We start from the raw sequence: 22,026 nt of genomic DNA on the forward strand, positions 1-22,026 counted from the left end.
CCTTCACGGCGAGATCGGCGACTGCCCCCCAGCCGAGTACGAACACCTGTGGTACACCTACACCCAGCCGGCCCTGACCGGCACCAACTAACCCGCACTGCATCGAACCCGGGGTGGCTCAGCCCTCGCTGGGGTCGCGGCTGGGCGGTTGTCGTGGCAGAGTCGGCTGCCGGTCGGGGCGTTCTTGGCCGCTGCCGGAGTGGTGACGGTGCTGGTGTGGGGGTGAACTGCAGGCGTGGTGCGATGGCTCGTGAGCGGATTGTTTCCGATAGGAGCTCCTCAGCCTGCCCGGTATTAAACGAGAGAGCCGCCGGGACCACCGGCGGGGGAGCGTGTTCGGGTGGCGACGTGCAAGACCGGTGATCACGAGAAGGTAGTCACGAGCAGGGCCGGCAGCGGCGCGAACGCCGCTGGCCGAGACCGTGGTGAGGGAGCGGTGTTGCGCGCCCTTGTCCGGCCGAGGGGTGGGCCAGAATGACGGTCGCTTCCGAGCGGGCATCCACGAGCGCCGCCCCGACGACGGGCTACGCCCTACGACATCGGCGGCTGGGGTCTCGCTGGACGGTGGGCCACGTGGCACCGGTGGTGTTGGCGGTTCTGGCGGCGGTGTTCGTGCTGGCCGCACTCCAGGACCGTGGGGCGACGGTGCTGGTCCCGGTGGCATCGGCGCCGATCCCGGCGGGCGCCGCGGTCAACGGGTCCGATACCCGGCTGGTGAAGGTCCACCGCTCGGATGCGGCGGTGGTCTCGGGCTTGCTGCCGAGCGGGGACCTGCGGGCCGGTTGGGTAGCGGTGTCGCGGATCGAGGCGGGCGAGCCGGTCACCCGCGGGGCGGTGACGCAGGGGCCAGTGGGGGCCAGCGGGTTGGGGTCGATGAGCATTCCGGTCCCGGTAGACCGGGCCGACGGCGGGGCAATCGCGGCCGGGGACCGGGTCGACGTGATCGTCTCTTCGGGCAGCGGGGCGTCGTATGTGGCCCAGGGATTGACGGTGGTAGGCGTGTCGCCGACGAAGACATCGGGGGTACTGGCGGGCGCGACGAGCGACTTCTACATCACGGTGGCGGTGGACCGTCCCACGGCGTTGCGGCTGACCGCCGCTCTGGGGACGTCGGGTTCGACGGGTTCGACGGGCGCGTTGGAGGTGGTCCGCTCGACGGGGGAGACCGGTTCGGCCTCGGCCGGCTCGTACAGGCCGCCGGCCCCGGGCGGGGGGTCGGGGAGTTGACGGCGGCGTCGATGCTGGTCGGGTTGGGCGCGACGAAGGCGGCCTGGTCGGCGGCGTTGCGATCCTTCGTCCGCGACCACATGGCGGGGATCACGGCTGAGACCGTGTTGGATGGCCGCCAGTTGTCCCGCACCGGGAAACGTCGTCTGGATGTGGCGGTCGTCGACGACGTGTCCCGGCTCTTTACGTCGGGGGACATCGGCCGGGCGGTGGAGGGCGGCACGGTGGTGATCGGCCTCTATGACCCCGAGTCGGGACTAGGACGGGCGTACCTGGAGGGGTTGGGCGTGAGCCGGCTGCTGCCGGTGAGCGTGCCGACAGCGGAGCTGGCCGCGCTGATCGCCGAGGTCGGACCGGTCAACGCCGGGTCCTCTCCGCAGCCCGACCTTGCGAGGGCCGGCCCGAAGACGGCGGTTGCGGGCCGGCGAGGCTCGTTGACCGTTTTCAGCTCGGTGTCGGGCGGCGTGGGCGCGACCGAGACGTTGGTGGGGTTGGCAGAATGTTGGGCGAAACGATCTGGGGTGCTGGTGGTGGAAGCGAACCCGCTGTCGGCGACCCTGGCCGCCCGGCTGCGCCGCGATCCCGCCTACGGGCTCGGCTGGGCATTGGGCCGGATAGGCCAGGGGCGCTGGGCGCTCCCCGACGGACTGTCCCGACCGCAGGACGGCACTGGCGGGTTGGGTGGCTTCGACGTGGTCTGTCAGAGCGCGTCGCCGGGCGGCCCATCGGTCGCCAGCCCCGTGCACCTGTCTGCGCTGGTCGAGGAGGGCCTGGCCGGTTATGACCATGTGCTCGTCGAGGTGGGACCCTTGTTGGCGGCGGCGGCCGGAACGCCAACGGACCGGTTCTCGGCCGGCCGGGCGATGCTTGCCGCCGCCGATCGGGTGGTGGTCTTCGCCGGGCCGGACCCGGAATCAGCGGCCCGGCTGATGGAGTGGCGGGCCGCGGCAGTCGAGGTGGGGGTGAGCGCGTCGTTGTGGGCCGTGTTCGGTCGGGTGCCGGGCCGGGGGGTGTTCGAGGGGTCGCAGCTGACCGGGCTGGTCGAGGCATCCACCGGCCCGACCGGCTTCACCGCGGTGCGAATGCTGCCGGAGGATCCGGTGGTCGGCCGGGCCCGCTGGAACGGCGAGCTCGTGTGGCGCGGCCGCTGGCTGAAAGCCGTCGACCGTCTGGCGTCGGAGTTGGCGGCGGCCCCGCTCCGGGCGGCCGCCGCGGTGCCAGTGCCGGCGATGGGGCGACGGGTGAGCCTGGCCAGCGAGGCCGGCTGGTGACCGGGCACGACATGACTGCGATGCGGGGGTCGGGGTGACGACCGCGTATCAGGCGTTGCTGGGCAAGGTGCACGGGATCGTCGTGGCCCGCGACCTGGATGTGGCGGTCGACGGCGAAGCGGTCCGGCGGATCGTGGAGACCGAGACCGAACGCTTCCAGCGCGAAGCGACGATCGGCGCGGCACGCTTCGATGCGTTCGCCGACCCCGCCGACATCGTCGGCCGGCTGGTCCGGGACGTCGAGGGCGTCGGGGCGGAGATGGAGGACCTGATCGGCGACCCCGACGTGGAGGAGATCTACGGGACCGACGGCGAGCTGACCTATCGGACCACCACCGGCGAGACCGTCGGCGTGGCGACCCCGGTGTCCCCCCAGGCGGTGCTCCACACCATCCAACGCCTGGTCGCCGCCGCGGGCGAAGAGCTCGACAGCTCGCACCCTCGGGCCGACGGGGTGCGGGTGTTCCTACCCGGCGGCCGCCAGGGGCGCCTGACGGCGTCGATCGCCCCCCGGGTGGACGGGACAGTCAGCTTCACGCTGCGGCTCCCCCAGAAGCGGCACACCACCCTGGAGGATCTGGTCGGCTTCGGGTCGTTGACCCCCGCTGCGGCGAGGTTTCTGGCCGTGTTGATGTTGGTGCCACGCCTCAAGCTGCTGGTCGTCGGGCCGCCCGGGTCGGGAAAGACCACCCTGATCGAGGCGTGCCTGCGGGCGGTCACCCCCCGGCGGCGGACCATCGTGGCCGAGGACAATCGGGAGTTGACCGCCCCGCTGCTCAACGGCGAGTACTGGGCGACCTCCAAGGTGGAGGACCTGACCGACCTGATCCGCTCCGCCCGCGTCGCCAGCCCGGCGCTGATCGTGCTGGGCGAGTTGAAGGGGGCGGAGGCATGGGACCTTGTCCTGGCCGGCAACCTGGGCACCGGGGTCATCGCCGCTGTCCACGCCGACAGCGCGTCGCTCGGCTTCGACGCCCTGGCCACCGCCGCGAGCCTGGCGGTGCCGGCGATGAGCTCGGAGCAGATCCGCGACCACTTCGCCCGCATCTTCGACGTGGTGGTATTCGTCGACCTCGACGACACCGACGGCGACAAGACCGTCCGCCAGGTCAGCGAGATCTCCGTCGTTCCTCCCCAGATGTCGACCGGCGGGGTAGCCGTCACCCCGATCTTCGCCCGCACCGACATCGGCGAGCCGATGGAACTCCACTCCACCGATCTCGGGCAGCTGTTGGAACGTAAATGCAACCGGGTCCTGCGCCGGCATCGCGTGACGATCGGCGACGTCCTGGCCGGAACCGAGGTACCGCTATGAGATTTTCTAACCGCGCAAGCCGCTCTTATCCGGTGGGCCGAGAACGGCCGGCGTGTGATGGGGGACTGAGGTGAGCGTGGTCGCGGCGCTGCTGGTAGCGGGGGCGGTGTGGCTGGCCGTCGAGGCGGCCGCGGGACGACCACTGCGCTGGAACCGCCCGACCCGCCCCCGCCGGCCTGGTCGCCCGACCGCGCAGGTGTGGCTGTCCCAAGCCGGCGCTGCGGTCACCCCAGCCCAGTTCTGCGCCGTCTCGGCGGCCCTCGCCGCAGCGGCGTTCGTGGTGCTCTTCGCGATCGATCGGGCGGTGATCGTGGCGCTGGTCCCCGCGTTGGCGCTCGGCGCCCTGCCGTATGGGTACTGGTCGACGCAGCGGCGCAAGCGAGCCAACGCCCGCTTCGAGGCGTGGCCCGACGGGCTCCGCCACGTGACCGGGGCGCTGCGAGCGGGGATCGCCACCCTGCACGAGGCGCTGGTCGAGCTGTCGACCTCGGGGCCCGAGCCGTTGCGGGCGCCGATGGCGCGCTACGTGCGCCTCGCCGACCGGGTCGGCTCGGTCGCTGCGTTGGAGGCGGTCCGTTCCGAGCTGGCCGACCCGATCTCGGATTCGGTGCTGTTGACCTTCGAGCTGGCCGCCGAGGAGGGCACCACCATGGTCCTACGGGTCCTGGACGGCCTGTTGGGACAGGTGACCGGTGACCTGGCGGTCAGCGAGAAGATCCGCACCGCCCAGACCCAGTCGCGTATCGCGGCGTGGGGGAGCCTGATCATCCCCTACGGCCTGTTGGTGTTCCTCTCCGCCACCACCGTCGCCTACCGCCAGTTCTACGACAGCAGCATCGGGCTGGTGGTAGTGATCGCCGGGGCGTGCGCATCACTGGCCGGCTTCGCCGTGGTCCGCCGGTTGGGCCGGCCGATCGCCACCACCGAACGGGTCTTCACCACCGAGCCGGTCACCCCCGTCGCTGGGACCATCGAGGGGAGGCCAAGAAGATGACCGTGTGGCTCGCCGCGTTGTGCCTCGCCGGGACGGTCGGGATCCTGGCGTGGACGGTCGCCCACCCGAGACGGCTCCCGGCCCGGCGGATCGCCCCCTACACCCAAGTGGCCCGGGCCCGCCTCGGCGCACCAGTGGAGGCGACGCCCCAGCCGTTGGTGCTGGGGGAGGCGGCCCGCCGCCTCCTCGGGCCGCTGGCGGGGAGCGCTGCGGGCTGGTTGAACCGGGTGCTGCGGGTGACCGACACCGCCACCCTCGAACGCCGGCTGCGTCAAGCCGGCACACCCATGACCGTGGCGGACTACCGGGCCCGTCACCTGCGCTGGACGGTCGCCACCCCACTTGCCTGCGCGGCGGTGGGAGTGCTGGCCGGCTCGACCCTACTGGCCGTGCTATTCCTCGGCCTGGGAGGCTTCGGCGGGGCCCGGCGGTTGCCCGACCAGCTGCGCGGTTTGACCCGGCGACGTACGGCGCGGATTCGCTCCGACCTGCCGACCATCGCCGGGCTGCTGTCCCCCAAGATCGAGAACAATAAGAGCCTGGCCGTGGCCGTGGCCAGCCTGGTCGAGGTCGGTTCGGGCCCGGTGATCGACGACCTGGCCCGGGCGTTGCACACCACCGCCGCCGGCTACGGCCTGGCCCAGGCGTTCGAGGTCATCGCCGCCGAAACCCCAGAACCCTCCGCAGCCCGCTTCTACCGGTTCCTGGCCACGGCCACCACTGGTGGGATCGACCTGCCCAAAGCCCTGCTCGAACAGGCCGATGAGCTACGCGGCCAACGCCGCGAAGAAGTCGAACGGTCCGCCGCGAAACGGCAAATGTCGATGGTCATCCCCAACCTGGTCCTGATGGCCCCGGTGATGATCCTGTTCCTCCTAGCGCCCGTCCCCAGCATGATCTTCGGACACTGACACCTCGCCCCAACCATGGCCTCCAAGAAGCAAACTCCAGCCCGGCCGCACCCGGCGACCGGCCAGCACACAGAAGGGAAACCCAACCATGTCCACCATCACCCAACAACTCCCCAAGGTCGACACACCCGCCCAGCATCGGGGCCGGCGTCGGGTGGGGCGGCTTCGCCCGACACTGTGGATCTTGACCCTGTTGAGCGCGACTGGGACGGCGACAGCCACACTGCGGGCTCGGGCGGCAGCGGCGCGCGCCGACGAGTCGGGGAACGTGATCACCGACAATCTGGCCTGGATCGTGTTCGGGGTGGTCGCCATCGTGGCCATCGGAGCCCTGGTCAAGACCCTTGGGAGCACCGTCCTGAACTGGGTGCAAACCCAGCTTGGCGTCTGAGCAGGGTCGCCCGTGACGAGCGGGGCAGCGCAGGACTGGTAACGGTGCTGGCCATGGCCCTCACCCTGGTGGTGTTCATGGGCGCCATCAACCTGATCGTCGACGAGTACGGCAAGGGAGCCGTGCGCACCGCCGTCGACGAGGCCACCCGGGCCGGGTCGCTCCAAGGCGCACCCGGCGGGCCGGTAGCGGCCTGCCAGGCCAAGGCCGCCGAGGTGATGAGCGGGCTGCTGTCGGGGCCGTTCGGACAGCACGTGACCATCACCTGCGGCCTGCAGGGCAACCAGGTGATCGCCGTGGCATCCGGGTTACTGCCAGGCTGGCTCCGGGTGATCCCAGCCGACCCGCTCCGGGTCGTCGCCATCGCCCCCCTTGAACACAATCCGACACCCAGCTCATGAGACCGACGCGGGCCCCGTTGCTCATGACCCGGGTCCTGATGACCGCGGGTCGGGTGACGGCGGGTCACGTGACAACCGTCCGGCGGCGGCTGCGGGCGGCCCGAGCAGACGACGCAGGGTTCGCCCCGCTCACGATGATGCTCGGCCTGGGGCTGTTGGTGATCCCCGTTCTGCTCCTCGTCCTCACGCTACCGACATGGGAGGAACGCACCGTCGACGCCCGAGACGCCGCCGCCAACGCCGCCCGAGCCCTGGCCACCGCCGGCACCTGGACCAGCGGCGTGTCCGCCGCCGATCAGACCGTCGCCGAGGCGGCCACCAACGACGGGATCACCCCCGCCCAGATCGCCGCCAGCTACCGCGGGGCGCTCAACCCGGGGGCGACGGTCACCGCGACGGTCACTGTGACCATCCCGGCCGGGACGATCCCCGGCATCGGCGCGTTCGGGACCCTGCGCTACACGGCCAGCTCTACTCAACACGTCGACAGCTACCGGAGTATCCCATGACCGCCCCCGTAGCGTGGCTGCGCGCCCGTGCACGGGCCGAGGATGCGGACCAGCGCGGTGACGCCATGGTCATCTGGTGCCTCGGCCTCGCCGTCCTGCTCCTACCGCTGGGTGGGATCAGCCTCGACCTGTGGCACGCCATCTCGGCGGAGCGAGCCCTGCAGTCGACGGCCAGCGCGGCGGCCGACGCGGGAGCATCGGGCATCGACATTCCCACCTACCGGGCCACCGGGCGCGTAACCTTGGCGCCGAGCGTTGCAGTCAATCTCGCCAGCACGAACCTGGCCGAACAGTCCAACCCGCCCGTGCTGTCCAGCCCACCGGACATCATCGTGGCCGCCAACGACGGACAGATCACCGTGGTCCTTCACGAGAACGTGCACCTCACCCTTCTCGGTTTGCTCGAAGGCAACCGGCCGATCCACATCACGGCTACCGCATCCGCCGCGCCTCGTCCCTCGGGGACGCCGTGAGCCTTTTCAACGCCTACCACACGGCGGGAGACCCGACCATGCGCACGCATACTCACAAACGGCTTCGTCGCACCGGCCGGGAAACAACCATCACCGCCGTGATCGGGATCATCGCCCTCTGCGCCATATCAGCCGGTTGCGGCGGGGCAGGAAAGCCTGCCTCCAGCCCGCCCACCCAGTCCTCGAGTCGCACCACCTCGGGGGCCCAGCGCTCGACGTCTACCACTGTGACGGCGTCCGGCTCGTCCACGACGGTGCAAGGACCGTCAGGCCCCGCGGCCGACTACCCGGCAGCGCAACCCACCCCACCGTCATTGGCCGGCGCCTACCCCACGGGCACCACCGTCAACCTGGTCACCGTCATCAAGACCTTGACCACTTATGAGGACTGGGTGTGGTCTCATCCCAACCCGTCTTTAGTCGCCAACTACGAAATGCCCAGCGGAAACGTTTACGCCGGTGAAGTCAAAGACCTCACAGACTTTCAGCAGCGGGGGTTGCACGGCTCGCCGACACCGGCAGAGATCGATTTCGTCAAGGTGACCCAGCCGGCAATACCGCAGCCTGCACAAGCCGACGGGCAGCCTGCCAACGTTAACGGCCACCCGTATTTCGTCGGCGGGATCGTCACCGTGGTCTACAACCTCAAATCCATCCCGATGCTCGACGCCAACGGCACCACATCCGGCCAATCATTCAACCCGTCACATCCCGGGCCGACCGCCTATGTAATCTCCCTCGTGCAGGGCCCGGACGGGCAGTTCCGTATCAACGATAGCAATCAGATCAACCCTCCGGGCGGGATCGGCGCACTGGAACATGGCCAATGAACTCGCGCAAAATTCTGATCGTCGTAGCGGTCGCGGCGGCCGGGGTGTTCCTGATGGCGCCGCCATCGTGGGCGGCGGACGGGCCCGGAGGCAGCGGCAGCGGGTCTCTCGGTCCGGGCGGTATCGGAGCTGGCGCCGGAGTGCCCGGCGGCGGCAACGGCCCAGCACCGGTCTCGTACACGCCGCCGCCGCCAAACGCCCCGCCCAGCATCCAGTCCGGGTACGTCTGGACGAACGTGGGATCCGATCTGCTGATGACCTGCACGAACGGTCAACCGACCGCGATACCCCCACCGGTGGGACCGAACGGCCCCGGCACCGGGATGTCCCTCGGCCCCCCCGGTGCCGCCGGGTTTCCCGACCTCTACGAGCTGGTCGGGCCGACCGGAAACGTGATCGCCACCAAAGATGTGTGCCCGGCTACCGCGGCGGTGCCCGCTCCGCCGCCGCCTCCCCCGCCACCGACGCCGGCCGAGGTGTGGGCGGCGACCCCGTTGCCAATGTCCACGATCGAGTTCGACCCGTCGACGTTGGGTTTGACGCAGTTGCCGACGTGGTTCTGGTTGACCGGCGTCACTGGTCAGGTCACGGCGACGGCGACGATCCGCGGGTACACGGTCATCACGACCGCCCACCCGGCCGACTACTACTGGTATTTCGGTGACGGCGCGGGGGTCACGGGCACATCGGCGGGATCCCAGGCAGCCCCGTCGGTCACACACACCTACGTGACCAAAGCCAGATACACGGTGAAGGTGATCGTCGGCTGGTCGGGCCAGTACACCTTCGCCGGGAACGGGGTGGGCGCCCAGACGGTGCAGTTGGGGACGGTGGACGGACCGGCCACCGCTGCCGGCTACGGCGTCCAAGAGGTCCGCTCGGTGGGGGTGGCCGGATGACCACCCTGACCGCCGGCCTCCGATCGAACCACGCGAGGAGTGTCGGCACGTGGAGCCTGGCCGGGGTGGCAACACAGGCGTTCGCAACTCGACCGCAGTTCGCCCGGATGCGACCGGGACCGCTACGGCTGGTGTTCTGGCTGACGCTGGCCGTCGGGGACCGCAGGGCCAACAGGCCGGGCACCGCTGTGTGCTGTTTGAGCGGGGCGTCGCCCCGCCCGAAAATCCTCGGCGTCCTCGCGGCTCTTGTGGGGCTGGCGGTCCTGGCTGGATTGTGGACCACGATGTCCGTGACGTGGCCGGTGTGGGCAGTGTTCGTGGTGGTCGGCTGGCTGTACGCGCCGATGGCCCGCTCCAGCCTCGCCGGGGTGTCCGCCCGCCGGGCGCTCCGCCGATCCCGGCCGCCCGGGCGGCCGGTGATCGTGCACACAGTGGCCAGCGTCGAGCCCGGAGCGGGGCGCCACCTGATCGAGACGGTCACCGTCGAGGCGGATCACCACGGGTGGACGCTTGCGTTGGACGCCGCCAACGAGCGGCTCGCCGACTACTACCGCCAGTTCGGGTTCGAGCCGACAGGCCCGACGGTGGTCATGCCATCAGGGGAGGCGGCAGTGCCGATGGCCCGTCGGGCGCGCCCGGGGGGCGGTGGCGGGGGTGGATGAGAGCGCGCTGCGATGGCGGGACCTGCCCCGGGTGGCCGCCGCGCTGGCCGCCGAGGCGGTGCTGCTGGGGGTGTTGTGGGCGGCCGCCCCGCTGCTCGGCTCGGTGCCCTTGTCGCATCTCGGCGTGTGGGTCCACGCCACGGCGCCCGCGGACGCGGTCACCGCCATCGCCCGCCTGGGTGGGATGGTGCTGGCCGGGTGGCTGCTGGCCTCCACCGTGTTGTACGTGGCCGCGTCACTGGCCGGCGCGCAAGGGTTGATCCGGCGCACCGGCTGGGTCACCCTGCCGATGGTGCGCCGGATGGTCGACGGCATGACCGCGGCGTCGATCCTGGCGTCGACGGTGACGGCGAGCGCGGCCGGGGCGGCGTCCGCCTCGCCGGCGCCTGCCGGTGCGGTCGTGCACCCGTTGACAGCGCCGCGCCCGGCAGGCCCCGGCCAGGCCACGGCAGTGACGGCGCAGGCGCAGCCTCGTGTTCCGGCGGTGGTCAGCGACCGGGTGGTGGGACGCCATCTTCCCCACCCCGGCCTCATCGAGCACGCGCAGGCGGCCGCGTACTTCACCTCCGTTCTGCAGGCGCCCAGCCCGGCCGGCGCCTTCGCCGGTCTAGCGCCCGGCACAAGGGTGGTCGTGGTGCAACCGGGGGACTGCCTGTCGGTCATCGCCCAGGAGCACCTGGGCGACTGGCGGCTCGACACCGAGATCCATCAGCTCAACGTGGGCCGGGTGCAGCCCGACGGGCGGGCACTGAGCGACGACCACTGGATCTATCCAGGCTGGGTGCTGGTCATGCCCGCTGACGCGGTCGGCACCCAGGTCGTACCGGGCCCCACCGCGACCGCACCGCCCGCCCATCCGGCATCGACACCGGCCGCCCCGGCGTCTGCCGGCCCGTCGCCCACAGGGGCGCCCCCAGCATCGACTCCGCCCTCCAACGGCCCGAGCCCGGCGCCGCATGCTGCCACTGGCCATCGGGCGATCCCGCCGGTAGCGGCCACACCCCCGGCAGGGACCAACCATCCCCCGGGTGTCTCAGCGGGCCGTGGTGGCGAGCCGGCGCCACCCTCTGGCGGCCAGGGGTCTGGGGGCCCTCACCCGAGTGAAACCAGCCACCGCGAGGCGAAGCCCGGGGATTCGCAGACCCCGGTACCGGCCGGGCCGATCGTCGGGATGGCCGGGCTGGTAGCGGCGGGGGTGATGTGGCGGTTGCGTCGACGCCGCACCGACCAGATGCACGGCCGACGCTGGGGGCGGGCGTTGCCGGTGAACCCGCCGCCGGTGGTCGCCGCCGAGACCGCGGTCCGGGTGATCGCCGACGAAGAGGCGATGCGTTGGGTGGACGCCGGGCTGCGTTACCTGGGTGGCCAGCTGGCAGATCGACAGGCCGTAACGCCAGACAACGACAACGACAACGACGACGACGGTGACGGCGCAGTCGGCGGCGAGGAGTCGACGGTCCCGTCGGTGGTGTTGGTCCGTGCCGGGGGCCGGGGGCTGGAGGTGATGATCGCCCCGGCATGTCCGGAGGCTCCTGAGGGGTGGGAGGCGATCGACGAGGGCGCGGTGTGGGCCTTGCGCCCAGAGATCGACCTCGACGACCTTGAGGCCCGCGCCGCGGGGCGTTGGGCGTTCCTGCCGGCGGTGGTCACGGTCGGGACCACGGTGGACGGCACGGTCCTAACGAACTTGGAACACGCCGGGTCCCTGGCGGTCGAGGGGGACCCCGAGCGGGTCCGGGCGGTGTTAGGTCAGATGCTGGTCGAGCTGACCAGCCAACCGTGGGCGGACGAGATGCTCGCCGGTTTGCACGCGCTGGGCGACCTCGGCGCCCAGCAGCTGGCCGGCGTGGATGTCGACGACGACCCGATGGTCCTCGCCGAGACATTGGACCGGGCCGCGGACCGCACGACCGCCGCTGTGGCCGGGGTGACATCGGCCGCCGCTCCGTCGGCCGCAGCGCGCCGTGCCGTCGACGGCGAGTGGCTGCCCGAGGTGGCGGTGGCCTTCGCCGGTACGGACCCCAAGGCGCTGCGCTGCCTGATCGAGGCCGCTCTACCGGATCGCTCCGGGGTGGCCGTCGTCGCGGCGGGGGCGGCAGTCGACGCCCGATGGCGCCTCACCGTCGACGAATCTGGGGCAGCGTCCCTGGCGGGACTGGCCGGTGACCATCCCTTCCGGCTGCCGCTCGACGTGCAGGCGGACCCGGAGGTGATCGGCCTGGTCGGCCAGGCGTTGAGAGCGGCGGCTGACCCCGCCGACCGGGACCCGACAGCCGCCAGCCAAGTCCCGGCAGCCGCCGACCGGGACCCGACAGCCGCCAGCCAAGTCCCGGCAGCCGCCGAGCGGGTCCGGGCAGCCGACGCGGCCGAGGAGACGGGCCGTCCGGTGGAGCGCGGTGAGGTGGAGATCCGGTTCTTGGGCACGGTACGGGTGGTCGGCGACGCGGGACGGGTGGACGCGGCCCGCCGCGATGCGTCGCTGGCGGTCTTGGCGTACTTGGCCACCCGGGGCGCCCCGGTGTCCATGAACGACCTGGCGGGGGCGTTGTGGCCGCCGGACGCCTCGAAGGAACGCTTCGGGATGCCCGCTCCCAAGACGGTGCACAACGTCGTCTCCCGGGCCCGAGCACTTTTGGGTGCCGACGCCGACGGCGAGCATCGCCTTGGCCTCGCTGGGGGAGGCTATGTGTTGGCTGGGTCGGTTACCTCGGACTGGGGCCGGTTCCAGGCTCTCGCTGCGTTGGGCCGGGAGGCTGGGTCGACGCAGGAGGCAGCCGCCCGGTACCGCCAGGCCCTCGAACTGGTCGAGGGTGCCCCGTTCGCGGGGAGCCTCGACAGCCAGTTCTTCGAATGGGTGTCAGGCGAACAGCTGGAGTACACGATCGCCGCCACGGTCGTCGACGCCGCCGAGGAGCTCGCTCGCCTGGCCTTGGAGGCCGGCGACCACGACGGCGTGGCGTGGGCGGTCGAGCGGGGCCTGGGCATGGACCCGGCCCGCGAGCAGCTGTACCAGTATTGGATGCACGCCCTCGGCCGGACCGCCGAGGCGGACCGGGTGACCGCAGTGTGGAAGCGGCTGTGCGCCGCCCTCCAAGCTCACATCGACCCGGCGCAGGCACCCAGCCCCGACAGCCAGGCCGTCTACCGCTCCTACGTCGTCCGCCACAGCACCCGACCCTGATGTACGTTCCTTCCGACCCGAAGATGCGGGCCGCGGGCCTGCCATCAGGGCTGCCGGTCCGCAGGGCTACTCGGGGGAGCGCGTCTGCAGGGCGCGGCGGGCGACGACGGCGAGGTCGAGGAGGGCGTTGGTGAGCGTTTCGGCCATGTAGGTGAGCCGTTCCAGGTTCTCGGCGTTGGCCACGGCGGTCGCGGTGACGACCCGGTCGAAGCTGCCGTCGGCGTAGGCGCCTTTGGCCTCGCTCAGCGCGGCGTTCACGGCGAGCAGCTCGCTTCTTGCGCGGTCGGGGGACGGCCCCCGGTTCGGAGTTGTCGGGCCACGACCCCGCGTTGAGCGACGGTACGGGGAACGGCGGCTGGCGGCGGGATGCCGGGGGACGAGATAGACCATGCGCTGCCGAACCGTTGTCACCGGGTGGCATCGGGCGTCGAGGAGGTAGCGGAGCAGCTCGGCGGATGGGGTGCCGATGACGTTGGCGGCGTTGTGGGTGGCGGGGTCGTAGAGCAGCCAGGTGGTGTGTCGGGTTCGTCCGTCGACGTCGATCTGGATGGCAGCCCAGCCGGAAGGAAGTCGGTGGGGGCGTCCTCGGGGGGCGCAGCGTGCGACCTGGTAGCAGTCGGTGGCGGTGAGGGTGACGGTCATCGACGGGACGCCCTTCGCTTGTGAGTGGTGTCGGCGGGGATGCCGGCCAGTGACAGCTGGACGGCGACGGGTACGGGGTCGGCGGGGGGCTGGGCCAGTTCTCTGAGGGTGGGCCGGTCGGTCGCCGCCGCGGCGGAGGCGACGCGGCTGAATGCGGCGTGGACTTTCGGATAGTCGAGATCGGGGCAGCCGGCGAGGATGTAGGCGAGGGCGGCGCCGAGGGGTCCGGGGACCGGTCCGAGGAGCCGGGCTCGCCGGACGGCCCGAGCCAGGGTGTCGGGGTCGGCTCGGCCGCTTGTTTGGGTGGTCTGCCACCATCGGGCGATCGGCTCGCAGGCTTGGCGGACGGCGTCGAGGTCGACCATGGCGGTCGTCAACCGGGACCCGGCAGCGCAGTTGCAGGGGCCGCCGCTCCGCCCGGTTTCGGTTGCGGTGGCGGGGGGGCCGGGGACGGAGCGCGGTCGGGGTTTGGGCATACGGCCTCCTGTCAGGGGTTGGCGATGATCCGCCGGGCCAGCTCGATCGCCCCGGTGGGCACGGGGGCGATGGACACGACGGTGCCGGTGTAGGGGGCTTGGATCATGAGCCCGTTGCCGAGGTAGATGGAGACATGTCCGAAGTCGGTGCCGTCGTTGAAGAACAACAGGTCGCCGGGTTGGAGGGCGCCGGCGGGGACGGTGATGCCGTAGGCGACCTGGGCGTAGGTGGTGCGCGGCAGGGCGATGCCGGCGGCCCGGTAGGCGAGCTGCACCAGCCCGGAGCAGTCGAGACCGACGCCGGGGGCGCTCCCACCCCACTGGTAGGGGACGCCGAGCTGGCTGAGCGCGTAGGCGATCACCGTGGCGGGGTCGCCGGGCGAGGTGACACCGGGCCCGGGACCCGCGGGGCTGGCGGTGGGCAGGCCGGTGTGGGGGGAGCCGTCGGTGGCCATCCCGTAGGTGACGGCCAGGTTCCACACCTGGTTGACGTAGTCGACGGAGTGGTTGTAGGCGAAGGTGGCGCCGCGGATGTCGCCGGTGGCGGCCCCGTTGGCGCAGAGCATCCGCACCGCGGCGTAGACGGCGTCGACGGGGTCGTACGGTGACGGCGGGTTGGCGCCGCCAGGCGGGATCGGCTGGTCGTAAGCGGCGAAGGTGGCCGGCTCGAACTGCATCGGGCCCGAGGCGCCCCAGGGGTTGGCGCCGGAGTCGACCCCGGGAAGGGTGGAGGTGTCGTTAACGGATTCGATGGTGCCGATGGCGGCCACGATCTGCCACGGCATGGCCGGGCAGGTTTGCTGGTCGGCTTGTTGGTAGAGGGTGAGCATGGCGGGCGGGATGGCCGCGACCGCGGCCGGCGAGGCGGGGCTGGCGGACAGCTGTGTGGTGATGGCGGTGAGGGCAGCCCCGCCGGTTACGGCGCCGAGGGCGGCGAGGGCGGCGACGACGGGGGCTGCCGCCGCGGCGACCGCCTTGAGGGGGACTCCGGCGGTCATCCGGCCCACCCGACCAGCCAGCTCCCGTCTGGCTGGGACAGAAGATCGACGGCCAGGGCGGTCGTGGCGACGGAGGTCCCGGCGGGTCCGGTACGGGTCACCTGGGCGGTGACCTCCAACCGTCGCCCGGGTCCCGGGCCGCCGGACGGATACACGGCGAGCACCCGGGCGGCGGCGGTGTCGCGGCTGGTCACGATGGCGGCCCAACCGCCGCCGCCCCCATCGGCGTTGCTGGCCAGCGCGGCAGCCCATTGCTGGGTGCAGATCGGGGCGACTTGGGCGATCCAGGCGCGGGGGGTTTCGGTCCAGGTGGAGGACAGGGCGGCGGTGACGTATCGGTCGGCGGCGGTGATCGCGGCGGGCGGCGGCCGCCACGGCGGGGCGGGCACGGCGATCGTGGTGGAGGTCGAAGCCTTGGGGGACGGGACCGGGATGAGCGACCCCGACGCCGAAGCCGACGCCGGTGTGGGCGCAGTGCGGGCGGTGGTGGCCGGGCCGCCGCAGCCGCCGGCGGCGATGACAGCAGCGGTGAAGGGCGCCGCGATGCGGGCGAGTCGGGTCATCGCCTTGTACCGGGCAGCCGGATCGGCGGTTGTCGGAACAGGCTTGTTGCGGGTGATTTCCGACGGGGACCGCTGTGGTTGCCCGGTACAGGGCAGTCCCTCCGACCAAGGAGCCGCCGATGTACCCGATGTACCCGATGCAGCCGCTGCACCCGTTGCTGTCCGCCGCGTTCAACCGCCTCGCCGCCGTGGCCGCTGCCGATCCGACCGTGCACGGCGGTAGCCGTTGGTTTCTGGCCGACAACGTCACCTTGAACCCGACCGGGGCGGGAGCGCCGGGCGCCGCGTTCGCGCAGACGGCGCTGAACTGGATGGGCCAATACGGCCTGTGGGCGTCCCTGGCCGCGGTGGTGCTTGGGGGGATGACCTACGGGTTCTCCACCTACGCCGGCAACACCTATCGGGCCGCGCACGGCCGCACCGTCGCCCTGGCCGGGGCGGTCGGCGCGGTGATCATCGGGCTCGGCCCGTCGATCATCAACCTGCTGTTCCACGCGGCATGACCACCGCCGAGCGGCGCTGGTCGTGGGCCAAGACCCTCGCGGCGGCCGCCGTCGTCCTGGCGGTGGCCGCAGGGGTCATGTCGGCCATCGGCGGCCGCTCGTCGCCGTCGACCCGGTCGGCGCCTGTCACGGCACCGGCATCGCAGGTCCCGCCAGGCCAGCCGGCCGGCCCGTCACCGCGGCAGGCCGGTCTGTCGGGGAATGAGACGCCGGCTGGGGCGGTGGCCGTGGCCGCCACGATCGTCGCCGACGAGCCGCTGCTGGTAGAGGCCAACGCCACCGCCGCGACCGGGCTGATGGACTCGTGGGCGGCGCCGTCGGCCCGCCAACGGCTGGAGCAGGCGTTCTGGGCCGCCAGGGCCGGGTTCGTACAGGCGCAGGGGGGGCCGTTCAGCTTCGATACAGGGCTGCTCGCCGACCGGATTGTCACCGCCAGCGCCGGGCGGGTAGTCCTAGACGCCTGGTGCGTCGAGGTGGTCTTCGACCGGGGTGAGCCGACCGCCGGGGTGTATGTGACCGAGCGCATGGGCCTGACCTGGACCGCCGGCGGGTGGCGGCTGAGCTCGATGTCGGACACGCCGGGGCCGTCGGTGGCCCTGTCGGGGACCCCAACCCCGGCGGCCGAGGCGGCCGCGGCCCTGGCCGGTTTCGCCCCGCCGGCAACCACAACGCACGGAGGGCGGTGATGGCGGGTACTGGTTTCGGGAGTTTCGGTATCCCCAACCCGTTGAACCTGATCCCCGGCCTGCTCGGCGGGGGCGGGGGCGGGGGTGTGTTGGGAGGCCTGCTCGGCGGGCTGGGCGGGATCATCCAAGGCTGGATCGCCTCGGCGGTGACCTCGGCGGTCGACGAGCTGGAGAAGTTGGTGAACAACAGCGCCGGGTCGATCAGCTTCTCGGGCGGCTCGTGGTGGGGGACCAAGGTCACCGGCAGCGGCCAGCTGTGGGCGACGGTCACCTCTATTGCCCTGGCGGTCCTGTTGGGCTGTCTGATCCTGGCGGTGATCCGCGGCGCGCTGGCGGGGGAGCCGATGACCATGCTGCGCGCCGCCGCGGTGGAGGTCCCGAAGTCGATCTTCGGTATGGCCACCGTGGTGGCCTTGACCGGGGTGCTGTCGGGGATTGTCGATTCGGCGTCGACGGCGGTGCTCCCGTCGGTGGGAGCCAATTTCGGGTCCTGGTTCTCCAAGGCTGATCCGGCCGGGTTCTTCGGGAGCTTCGTCGAGCTCCTGGTCCTGCTCGGCGCCTTGTTGACCTGGGTGGAGCTGGTGGTCCGCCAAGGGTTGGTGTTCCTGCTGGTGGCGTTGTCGCCGATGGTTCTGGCGGCCCGGGTGTGGCCGGCCGCAGCGGGGGTGTGGCGAAGGCTGGTCGAGCTCGGCGTGGCGCTGATCGTGTCGAAGTTCGTGATCGCCCTGGCGTTGGCGTTGGGCTCCGACGCGCTGGCCGGGTCGGTGACTCAGGGACACGGGGCGTCCCTGACGGCCATGACCACCGGGGCGGGGCTGATGCTGCTGGCCTCGCTGTCGCCGTTCGTGTTGCTGCGGATGCTGCCCGGGGTTGAGGCGGCGGTCGCGGCGCAGGGGATCAGCCGCATGCCCGCCCGCACCGCCATGACCGCGGTGTCGACCGCCACGAGTGTCATGCTCCTGGGCCGCCTCGGCGCCGCCGCCGGTGGCGGTAAAGCCATCGCCGCAACCGGCAGCGGAGGCGGCCGGGCTAGCGGAGGTGAGCAGACAGAGCGGATGCCGGCCGCGTCGTCGTCGCTGGCCCGGGCCGCAGCGTTGGACGTCGGGTCTCGCCCGGCGCCAATACCCGGGCGCGGTGCTCGGGGGTTGCCGCCCGGCCCGAAAGCCCTCCCGCCCGCCCCCGGCGGCGGTAACCGCGGCGGCGGGGAGGGAGCATGACCGCAGCGAGCACGACGAGAGCCGGGCGGAGCTACCAGCTGCCCCCGCCGGATCGGACCGGCGCGCTGCTGGGGCTGTCGCATCGAGCGGTCGCCACTCTGGCGGTCGGCCTGGTCGTCGGGGTGTTGGCGTTCTCCAACGGCGACGGCCCCGTCGGCATCGCCGCCGCCGCAGTCTGTGTCGCCTTGGTGGTGGCACGCGCCGACGGCGGCCCGCTCATCGAGACCTTGCCCACCCGTCTGGTGTTCTGGTGGGACCACCGGTTGGGCCGGCACCGCTGGCGGGCCCGGCTGCCCCTGCCGATCGACGCAGCGGCTCCGGCGTGGCCGCCGGCCTTGGACGGCCAAGCCCTGGTGGCGGTCGGCCCGGACGGCCACGGCATCGCCGGGGGCGGCGAGATCGCTGTGGTGTGGGACCGGCCGGCGGGGACGGTGTCGGCCACCGTCACCGTGTCAGGCCGCCACTTCGGCCTCGTCGACCCCGCCGACCAAGACGCCGCCCTGGCCCGCTGGGGTGAAGCCCTCGCCGGGTTCATACGCGAACGCTCACCCGTGGCGCAAGTGGCGTGGTCGGAGTGGGCGGCCCCCGCCGGGGTCGGCGAGCACCTCGCCTTCATTGACCGCAACTGCCACGACCCGCACAGCCCCCCGGCGGTCGACTACCGCCAGCTGGTTTCGGGGTCGGGTCCCGCCGCTATTCGCCACGAGGTGGCGGTCACCGTGTCGGTCCAGGCCGGCCGCACCCGCAGCACTCCCAGATCCGAGTCCGGCGCCGGGTCTGGCACTGGGGGTCGGGGAGGGGCGCGCAAGGCTCGGGCGGCGGCGATCACCGCACTGGCCGGCGAGGTGCGCCTGTTCTCAGACCGCCTCGCCGCCGGCGGCCTGAAGGTGTCAGCCCCCTGGGACGTGCCCACCCTTTGCCGGGCTATCCGGGCCCGGCTGGACCCCACGGTCCTGGCCGGCATGGACCGACGCTCCGCCAGCCTCGCCGCCGCCGCCGGCATGGTCCGGCCCGCGGATGCGGGGCCGTTGGCCACCGAGACGGGCTGGTCGTGGTGGCGGGCCGACGGCTCCGTGCACCGCTGCTTCTACGTGGCCGACTGGCCCCGCCTGGCCATGCCGGCGGGGTGGATGGGACCGCTGTTGGGCTGGGCGGGGTGTGTCCGGTCGATCAGCGTAGTGATGGAACCGGTCGGCCCTCGCGAGTCAGCCCAGGCGGTGCGCCGAGCCGCCACCAAACTGGACTCCGACTCCGAGCACCGGGCCGGCCAGGGGTTCCGGATCGGCGCCGCCCTGCGCCGGGCGCAACAAGCGGTAGCCGAACGCGAAGAGGAACTGACCTCCGGCTACCGGGAGTTGACGTACGCCGGGATCGTCACCATCACCGCCCCCACCCTGGCGGAGCTGGACCGTCACAGCGACGACCTGATCCAAGTCGCCGGCAGCGGCGGCGTCGAACTACGAGCGTTGCACGGACGCCACGACCAAGCCTTCGCCGTGTCCCTTCCCGTCGGGCGCGGCCTAACCCCACCCCGGCGGCGAGGATCCCGATGACCCCCCTCGCTCGCTCCGACAGCACAGCGACCATGGAAGGTCGCCCGGCGTCGGGAGGGGGCCTATCCGGGCTGTTGCGTCCGAGGGGGTTGCGGGTGCCGCGGCATCGGGCCACCACACGCCACCTGGCATGCCTGTACCCAACCCAGACCGAACCCGGCCTCGGTCCCGACGGCGTCTACCTCGGCGTCGACGAACTGGCCGGCGGCGCCGCGTTCTGCTTCGACCCGTTCACCCTCTACTCCCAGGGCCGTCTGGAGAACCCGAACATGCTGATCGTCGGCGAACCCGGCTTCGGGAAATCGACCGGCGTCAAAACCTTCCTGTACCGCACCCTCGGCACCCTCGGCGCGCCGGGACCCCCCGGCAGCCCGACCGCGGGCGGCCGGTGGGCGGCCATCTGCGACCCGAAAGGCGAATACCGTCTCCTCGCCGACGCCCTCGGCCTGCAAATGGTGCGGCTCTATCCGGGGTGCCCAGACCGGGTCAACCCGCTCGACGCCGGCCCGTCCGGCGCTACCAACCCGGCCGAGTTGACCATGCGCCGCACCGCCATGGTCTACGCCCTGCTCACCGCAGTACTCCGCCGGGCGCTCACCCCGGTCGAAGAAGCCGGCGTCGCCGGCGCCATCGCCCAGCTCACCACCGGCGACCGCCATGACGACGAGCCGACGCTGGTCGACGTGTCCGCCCTGCTCGGCACACCAACCGAGCAGATGGCCACCGAAACCGGACTGGGCGCCGATCGTCTGGGGGAGGAGTGCGCATCGGCGCGTCTGGGGTTGGGTCGGCTGCTGTCGAGGGACTTGCGGGGCATGTTCGACGGCCGCTCCACCGTGCACATCGACTGGACCGGCCGCGGTCTGGTCCTCGACGTCTCGTCGGTGCACCACGACCCCGACGCCCTGGCCGTGGTGATGATCCCAGCCACCTCCTGGCTCCAAGCATTGATGGCCGACAACCGCCCCGACGCCCCCCGCAAAATCCAGGTGATCGAGGAGTGCTGGGCCATGCTCCGCCACGAACGCGTCGCCTTCTACCTCCAATCCTGCTGGAAGCTGTGCCGGGCCTACGGGGTGGCCAACATCGCCGTCGCCCACCGCCTGTCGGACCTGCGCTCCCAGGCCGACGACGGCACCGCCACCGCCAAAGTGGCCATGGGACTGCTGGCCGACACCCAAACCCGGGTGATCTTCCGCCAATCCTCCAGCCAGATCAGCGAAGCCAAAGAGCTCCTCGGCCTGTCCGACGAAGCCGCCGCCATCCTCCCCCAACTCCCCAAAGGGGCGGCGTTGTGGAAGGTCGGCGAGAACGACGCCCTGGTCCGCCACGTCATCAGCCCCGCCGAAGCCGTGATCTGCAACACCGACAGCCAACTCCGCGTGTAAAGCGTTCCGATCCGAGCCAGCGCGCCGCCCACAACCCGTGCTGTCCCCCACATCAAGAGAGGAGGTGCCGGTGAGCGACGACACCCCGATCCGGCCCTCATCGACCACACGACCGTCGGGGACCGAGGAGCACCCCGCCAGCCCGGACGAAGACTACAATTTCGCCGAGAAGACTGATCGGCCCGAGCAGGCTGGCAGGTTATCGGGAACACCGGAGCGGGCCGCCCGGGCGCCCCTCCCCGTCGGAGACTGCCTCCCGGGTTACACCGGGGACGCGGCGGTCACCCAGTTGAGTTTCGACACACTCTTCGAGGAGATCGACAATGACCGTGCACCGATACAGCCTGGACCGATACGCCCGAGCAGCGGAACGACACATGCGAACCTACCTGCCGGCCCGCTACCACCAGATCGACGACCCCGAGGCCTACTTCACCCAGCTGGGGGAGGAGATCGCCGCGCAGGTGGCCGCCTTGGAAGTGACCCTGGCCGCGACCGAGCCGGCGGCGACGGACTACCTGGCGCGGGCCGGCCAGCTCCGGGCGGCGAGGATGCAAGCGGAGGAGATCGTCTTTTCGGACCTGGTCTACCTGCCCCCGGAGCGCCCAGACCCCACCAACCCGGACATCAAAACCGACGAGACGGGCGCCTATATCGGCTGGACCGACCCGACCAAGAAACAGATCTGGGCGCCGGACCCGCCGGAGGATTGGGAGCTGATGGAGATCTACGCCGGGAGGGACCCGGCGACCGGCCAGGCGCTGTTCAGCGACGAAGAGATCGAAGCCAAGACGGTCGAGGCGACCCGACGCCGAGCCTGTGGGGACACTCCCAAGGCGACGCCGGCCGGCCAGTCGATTTCCGGGCCGCGAGCCAAGGGGACCTGGCCCCGGCCGGGAAAGTAGCGAAGACCCGCGCCAACCTGGCCGCCCTGCG

The 22,026-nt window shown here is 71.8% G+C and carries 23 protein-coding genes; 19 read left to right on the plus strand and 4 right to left on the minus strand.

The window, feature by feature from the left end; all coding sequences use genetic code 11:
- Window positions 1-474 precede the first annotated feature (474 nt).
- The 13 genes from K6U06_RS18815 to K6U06_RS18875 all read left to right on the plus strand — a co-directional run bounded on the left by K6U06_RS18815 (window position 475) and on the right by K6U06_RS18875 (window position 13,064).
- Window positions 475-1,227, plus strand: coding sequence for an SAF domain-containing protein (locus K6U06_RS18815; protein WP_262323509.1), 753 nt, complete (start codon window positions 475-477; stop codon window positions 1,225-1,227).
- A gap of 11 nt (window positions 1,228-1,238) precedes the next feature.
- Complete coding sequence (locus K6U06_RS18820; RefSeq protein WP_262323510.1) at window positions 1,239-2,498, plus strand: hypothetical protein; 1,260 nt, start codon at window positions 1,239-1,241, stop codon at window positions 2,496-2,498.
- 34 nt (window positions 2,499-2,532) lie between these two features.
- Window positions 2,533-3,813, plus strand: coding sequence for an ATPase, T2SS/T4P/T4SS family (locus K6U06_RS18825; protein ID WP_262323511.1), 1,281 nt, complete (start codon window positions 2,533-2,535; stop codon window positions 3,811-3,813).
- A 70-nt stretch (window positions 3,814-3,883) separates the two neighbouring features.
- Window positions 3,884-4,807 (plus strand): type II secretion system F family protein, encoded by a 924-nt coding sequence (locus K6U06_RS18830; protein WP_262323512.1) that lies wholly within the window; start codon window positions 3,884-3,886, stop codon window positions 4,805-4,807.
- Window positions 4,804-5,718 (plus strand): type II secretion system F family protein, encoded by a 915-nt coding sequence (locus K6U06_RS18835; protein ID WP_262323513.1) that lies wholly within the window; start codon window positions 4,804-4,806, stop codon window positions 5,716-5,718. The genes K6U06_RS18830 and K6U06_RS18835 overlap by 4 nt, the downstream gene beginning before the upstream one ends.
- A gap of 88 nt (window positions 5,719-5,806) precedes the next feature.
- Window positions 5,807-6,109: a hypothetical protein gene (locus K6U06_RS18840; RefSeq protein ID WP_262323514.1), complete on the plus strand. Its 303-nt coding sequence runs from the start codon at window positions 5,807-5,809 to the stop codon at window positions 6,107-6,109.
- A gap of 53 nt (window positions 6,110-6,162) precedes the next feature.
- Window positions 6,163-6,510, plus strand: coding sequence for a hypothetical protein (locus K6U06_RS18845; RefSeq protein WP_262323515.1), 348 nt, complete (start codon window positions 6,163-6,165; stop codon window positions 6,508-6,510).
- Window positions 6,511-6,578: 68 nt separating this feature from the next.
- Entirely contained in the window at window positions 6,579-7,019 is a 441-nt protein-coding gene (locus K6U06_RS18850; RefSeq protein ID WP_262323516.1) for a hypothetical protein, read from the plus strand.
- Window positions 7,016-7,492: a pilus assembly protein TadG-related protein gene (locus K6U06_RS18855; protein WP_262323517.1), complete on the plus strand. Its 477-nt coding sequence runs from the start codon at window positions 7,016-7,018 to the stop codon at window positions 7,490-7,492. Before K6U06_RS18850 ends, K6U06_RS18855 begins: the two co-directional genes overlap by 4 nt.
- The gene (locus K6U06_RS18860) at window positions 7,489-8,322 is read left to right on the plus strand and encodes a hypothetical protein (protein ID WP_262323518.1); all 834 of its coding nucleotides are present in this window, start codon (window positions 7,489-7,491) and stop codon (window positions 8,320-8,322) included. Before K6U06_RS18855 ends, K6U06_RS18860 begins: the two co-directional genes overlap by 4 nt.
- A complete protein-coding gene (locus tag K6U06_RS18865) occupies window positions 8,319-9,221 on the plus strand; it encodes a PKD domain-containing protein (RefSeq protein WP_262323519.1) in 903 nt (300 codons plus the stop codon). Before K6U06_RS18860 ends, K6U06_RS18865 begins: the two co-directional genes overlap by 4 nt.
- On the plus strand, window positions 9,218-9,883 hold the full coding sequence (locus tag K6U06_RS18870) for a hypothetical protein (RefSeq protein WP_262323520.1): 666 nt from the start codon (window positions 9,218-9,220) through the stop codon (window positions 9,881-9,883). The genes K6U06_RS18865 and K6U06_RS18870 overlap by 4 nt, the downstream gene beginning before the upstream one ends.
- On the plus strand, window positions 9,876-13,064 hold the full coding sequence (locus tag K6U06_RS18875; protein WP_262323521.1) for a BTAD domain-containing putative transcriptional regulator: 3,189 nt from the start codon (window positions 9,876-9,878) through the stop codon (window positions 13,062-13,064). The genes K6U06_RS18870 and K6U06_RS18875 overlap by 8 nt, the downstream gene beginning before the upstream one ends.
- 66 nt (window positions 13,065-13,130) lie before the next feature.
- Here K6U06_RS18875 and K6U06_RS18880 read toward each other — a convergent pair whose 3' ends face one another.
- From K6U06_RS18880 to K6U06_RS18895, 4 genes are read right to left on the minus strand one after another with little or no spacing between them, the layout of a single operon-like run.
- On the minus strand, window positions 13,131-13,706 hold the full coding sequence (locus tag K6U06_RS18880) for a hypothetical protein (RefSeq protein WP_262323522.1): 576 nt from the start codon (window positions 13,704-13,706) through the stop codon (window positions 13,131-13,133).
- On the minus strand, window positions 13,703-14,182 hold the full coding sequence (locus K6U06_RS18885) for a hypothetical protein (protein WP_262323523.1): 480 nt from the start codon (window positions 14,180-14,182) through the stop codon (window positions 13,703-13,705). Before K6U06_RS18885 ends, K6U06_RS18880 begins: the two co-directional genes overlap by 4 nt.
- Before the next feature lie 11 nt (window positions 14,183-14,193).
- Window positions 14,194-15,180, minus strand: a complete 987-nt coding sequence (locus K6U06_RS18890) for an NlpC/P60 family protein (RefSeq protein ID WP_262323524.1) — start codon at window positions 15,178-15,180, stop codon at window positions 14,194-14,196.
- The gene (locus K6U06_RS18895; RefSeq protein WP_262323525.1) at window positions 15,177-15,743 is read right to left on the minus strand and encodes a hypothetical protein; all 567 of its coding nucleotides are present in this window, start codon (window positions 15,741-15,743) and stop codon (window positions 15,177-15,179) included. The genes K6U06_RS18890 and K6U06_RS18895 overlap by 4 nt, the downstream gene beginning before the upstream one ends.
- A gap of 119 nt (window positions 15,744-15,862) precedes the next feature.
- Between K6U06_RS18895 and K6U06_RS18900 the strand changes: the two genes are divergently transcribed.
- From K6U06_RS18900 to K6U06_RS18925, 6 genes are all read left to right on the plus strand, one after another.
- Entirely contained in the window at window positions 15,863-16,246 is a 384-nt protein-coding gene (locus tag K6U06_RS18900) for a hypothetical protein (RefSeq protein WP_262323526.1), read from the plus strand.
- The gene (locus K6U06_RS18905) at window positions 16,243-16,932 is read left to right on the plus strand and encodes a hypothetical protein (protein ID WP_262323527.1); all 690 of its coding nucleotides are present in this window, start codon (window positions 16,243-16,245) and stop codon (window positions 16,930-16,932) included. Before K6U06_RS18900 ends, K6U06_RS18905 begins: the two co-directional genes overlap by 4 nt.
- Window positions 16,932-18,149, plus strand: coding sequence for a hypothetical protein (locus tag K6U06_RS18910; protein WP_262323528.1), 1,218 nt, complete (start codon window positions 16,932-16,934; stop codon window positions 18,147-18,149). Before K6U06_RS18905 ends, K6U06_RS18910 begins: the two co-directional genes overlap by 1 nt.
- Window positions 18,146-19,702, plus strand: coding sequence for a valine--tRNA ligase (locus K6U06_RS18915; RefSeq protein ID WP_262323529.1), 1,557 nt, complete (start codon window positions 18,146-18,148; stop codon window positions 19,700-19,702). Before K6U06_RS18910 ends, K6U06_RS18915 begins: the two co-directional genes overlap by 4 nt.
- Window positions 19,699-21,090, plus strand: a complete 1,392-nt coding sequence (locus tag K6U06_RS18920) for an ATP-binding protein (RefSeq protein ID WP_262323530.1) — start codon at window positions 19,699-19,701, stop codon at window positions 21,088-21,090. The genes K6U06_RS18915 and K6U06_RS18920 overlap by 4 nt, the downstream gene beginning before the upstream one ends.
- A 323-nt stretch (window positions 21,091-21,413) precedes the next feature.
- A complete protein-coding gene (locus K6U06_RS18925) occupies window positions 21,414-21,995 on the plus strand; it encodes a TnpV protein (RefSeq protein ID WP_262323531.1) in 582 nt (193 codons plus the stop codon).
- The last annotated feature ends 31 nt before the right edge of the window (window positions 21,996-22,026 follow it).

It is taken from the genome of Acidiferrimicrobium sp. IK (assembly GCF_025499425.1).
GTDB lineage: Bacteria > Actinomycetota > Acidimicrobiia > Acidimicrobiales > Palsa-688 > Acidiferrimicrobium.

Excerpts from the sequence above, each read along its gene's own strand:
- K6U06_RS18815 (WP_262323509.1), top strand. The coding sequence starts at position 475 with ATGACGGTCGCTTCCGAGCGGGCATCCACGAGCGCCGCCCCGACGACG.
- K6U06_RS18820 (WP_262323510.1), top strand. The coding sequence starts at position 1,239 with ATGCTGGTCGGGTTGGGCGCGACGAAGGCGGCCTGGTCGGCGGCGTTG.
- K6U06_RS18835 (WP_262323513.1), top strand. The coding sequence starts at position 4,804 with ATGACCGTGTGGCTCGCCGCGTTGTGCCTCGCCGGGACGGTCGGGATC.
- K6U06_RS18840 (WP_262323514.1), top strand. The coding sequence starts at position 5,807 with ATGTCCACCATCACCCAACAACTCCCCAAGGTCGACACACCCGCCCAG.
- K6U06_RS18845 (WP_262323515.1), top strand. The coding sequence starts at position 6,163 with ATGGCCCTCACCCTGGTGGTGTTCATGGGCGCCATCAACCTGATCGTC.
- K6U06_RS18855 (WP_262323517.1), top strand. The coding sequence starts at position 7,016 with ATGACCGCCCCCGTAGCGTGGCTGCGCGCCCGTGCACGGGCCGAGGAT.
- K6U06_RS18865 (WP_262323519.1), top strand. The coding sequence starts at position 8,319 with ATGAACTCGCGCAAAATTCTGATCGTCGTAGCGGTCGCGGCGGCCGGG.
- K6U06_RS18870 (WP_262323520.1), top strand. The coding sequence starts at position 9,218 with ATGACCACCCTGACCGCCGGCCTCCGATCGAACCACGCGAGGAGTGTC.
- K6U06_RS18880 (WP_262323522.1), bottom strand. The coding sequence starts at position 13,706 with ATGACCGTCACCCTCACCGCCACCGACTGCTACCAGGTCGCACGCTGC.
- K6U06_RS18885 (WP_262323523.1), bottom strand. The coding sequence starts at position 14,182 with ATGCCCAAACCCCGACCGCGCTCCGTCCCCGGCCCCCCCGCCACCGCA.
- K6U06_RS18890 (WP_262323524.1), bottom strand. The coding sequence starts at position 15,180 with ATGACCGCCGGAGTCCCCCTCAAGGCGGTCGCCGCGGCGGCAGCCCCC.
- K6U06_RS18895 (WP_262323525.1), bottom strand. The coding sequence starts at position 15,743 with ATGACCCGACTCGCCCGCATCGCGGCGCCCTTCACCGCTGCTGTCATC.
- K6U06_RS18900 (WP_262323526.1), top strand. The coding sequence starts at position 15,863 with ATGTACCCGATGTACCCGATGCAGCCGCTGCACCCGTTGCTGTCCGCC.
- K6U06_RS18905 (WP_262323527.1), top strand. The coding sequence starts at position 16,243 with ATGACCACCGCCGAGCGGCGCTGGTCGTGGGCCAAGACCCTCGCGGCG.
- K6U06_RS18910 (WP_262323528.1), top strand. The coding sequence starts at position 16,932 with ATGGCGGGTACTGGTTTCGGGAGTTTCGGTATCCCCAACCCGTTGAAC.
- K6U06_RS18915 (WP_262323529.1), top strand. The coding sequence starts at position 18,146 with ATGACCGCAGCGAGCACGACGAGAGCCGGGCGGAGCTACCAGCTGCCC.
- K6U06_RS18920 (WP_262323530.1), top strand. The coding sequence starts at position 19,699 with ATGACCCCCCTCGCTCGCTCCGACAGCACAGCGACCATGGAAGGTCGC.
- K6U06_RS18925 (WP_262323531.1), top strand. The coding sequence starts at position 21,414 with ATGACCGTGCACCGATACAGCCTGGACCGATACGCCCGAGCAGCGGAA.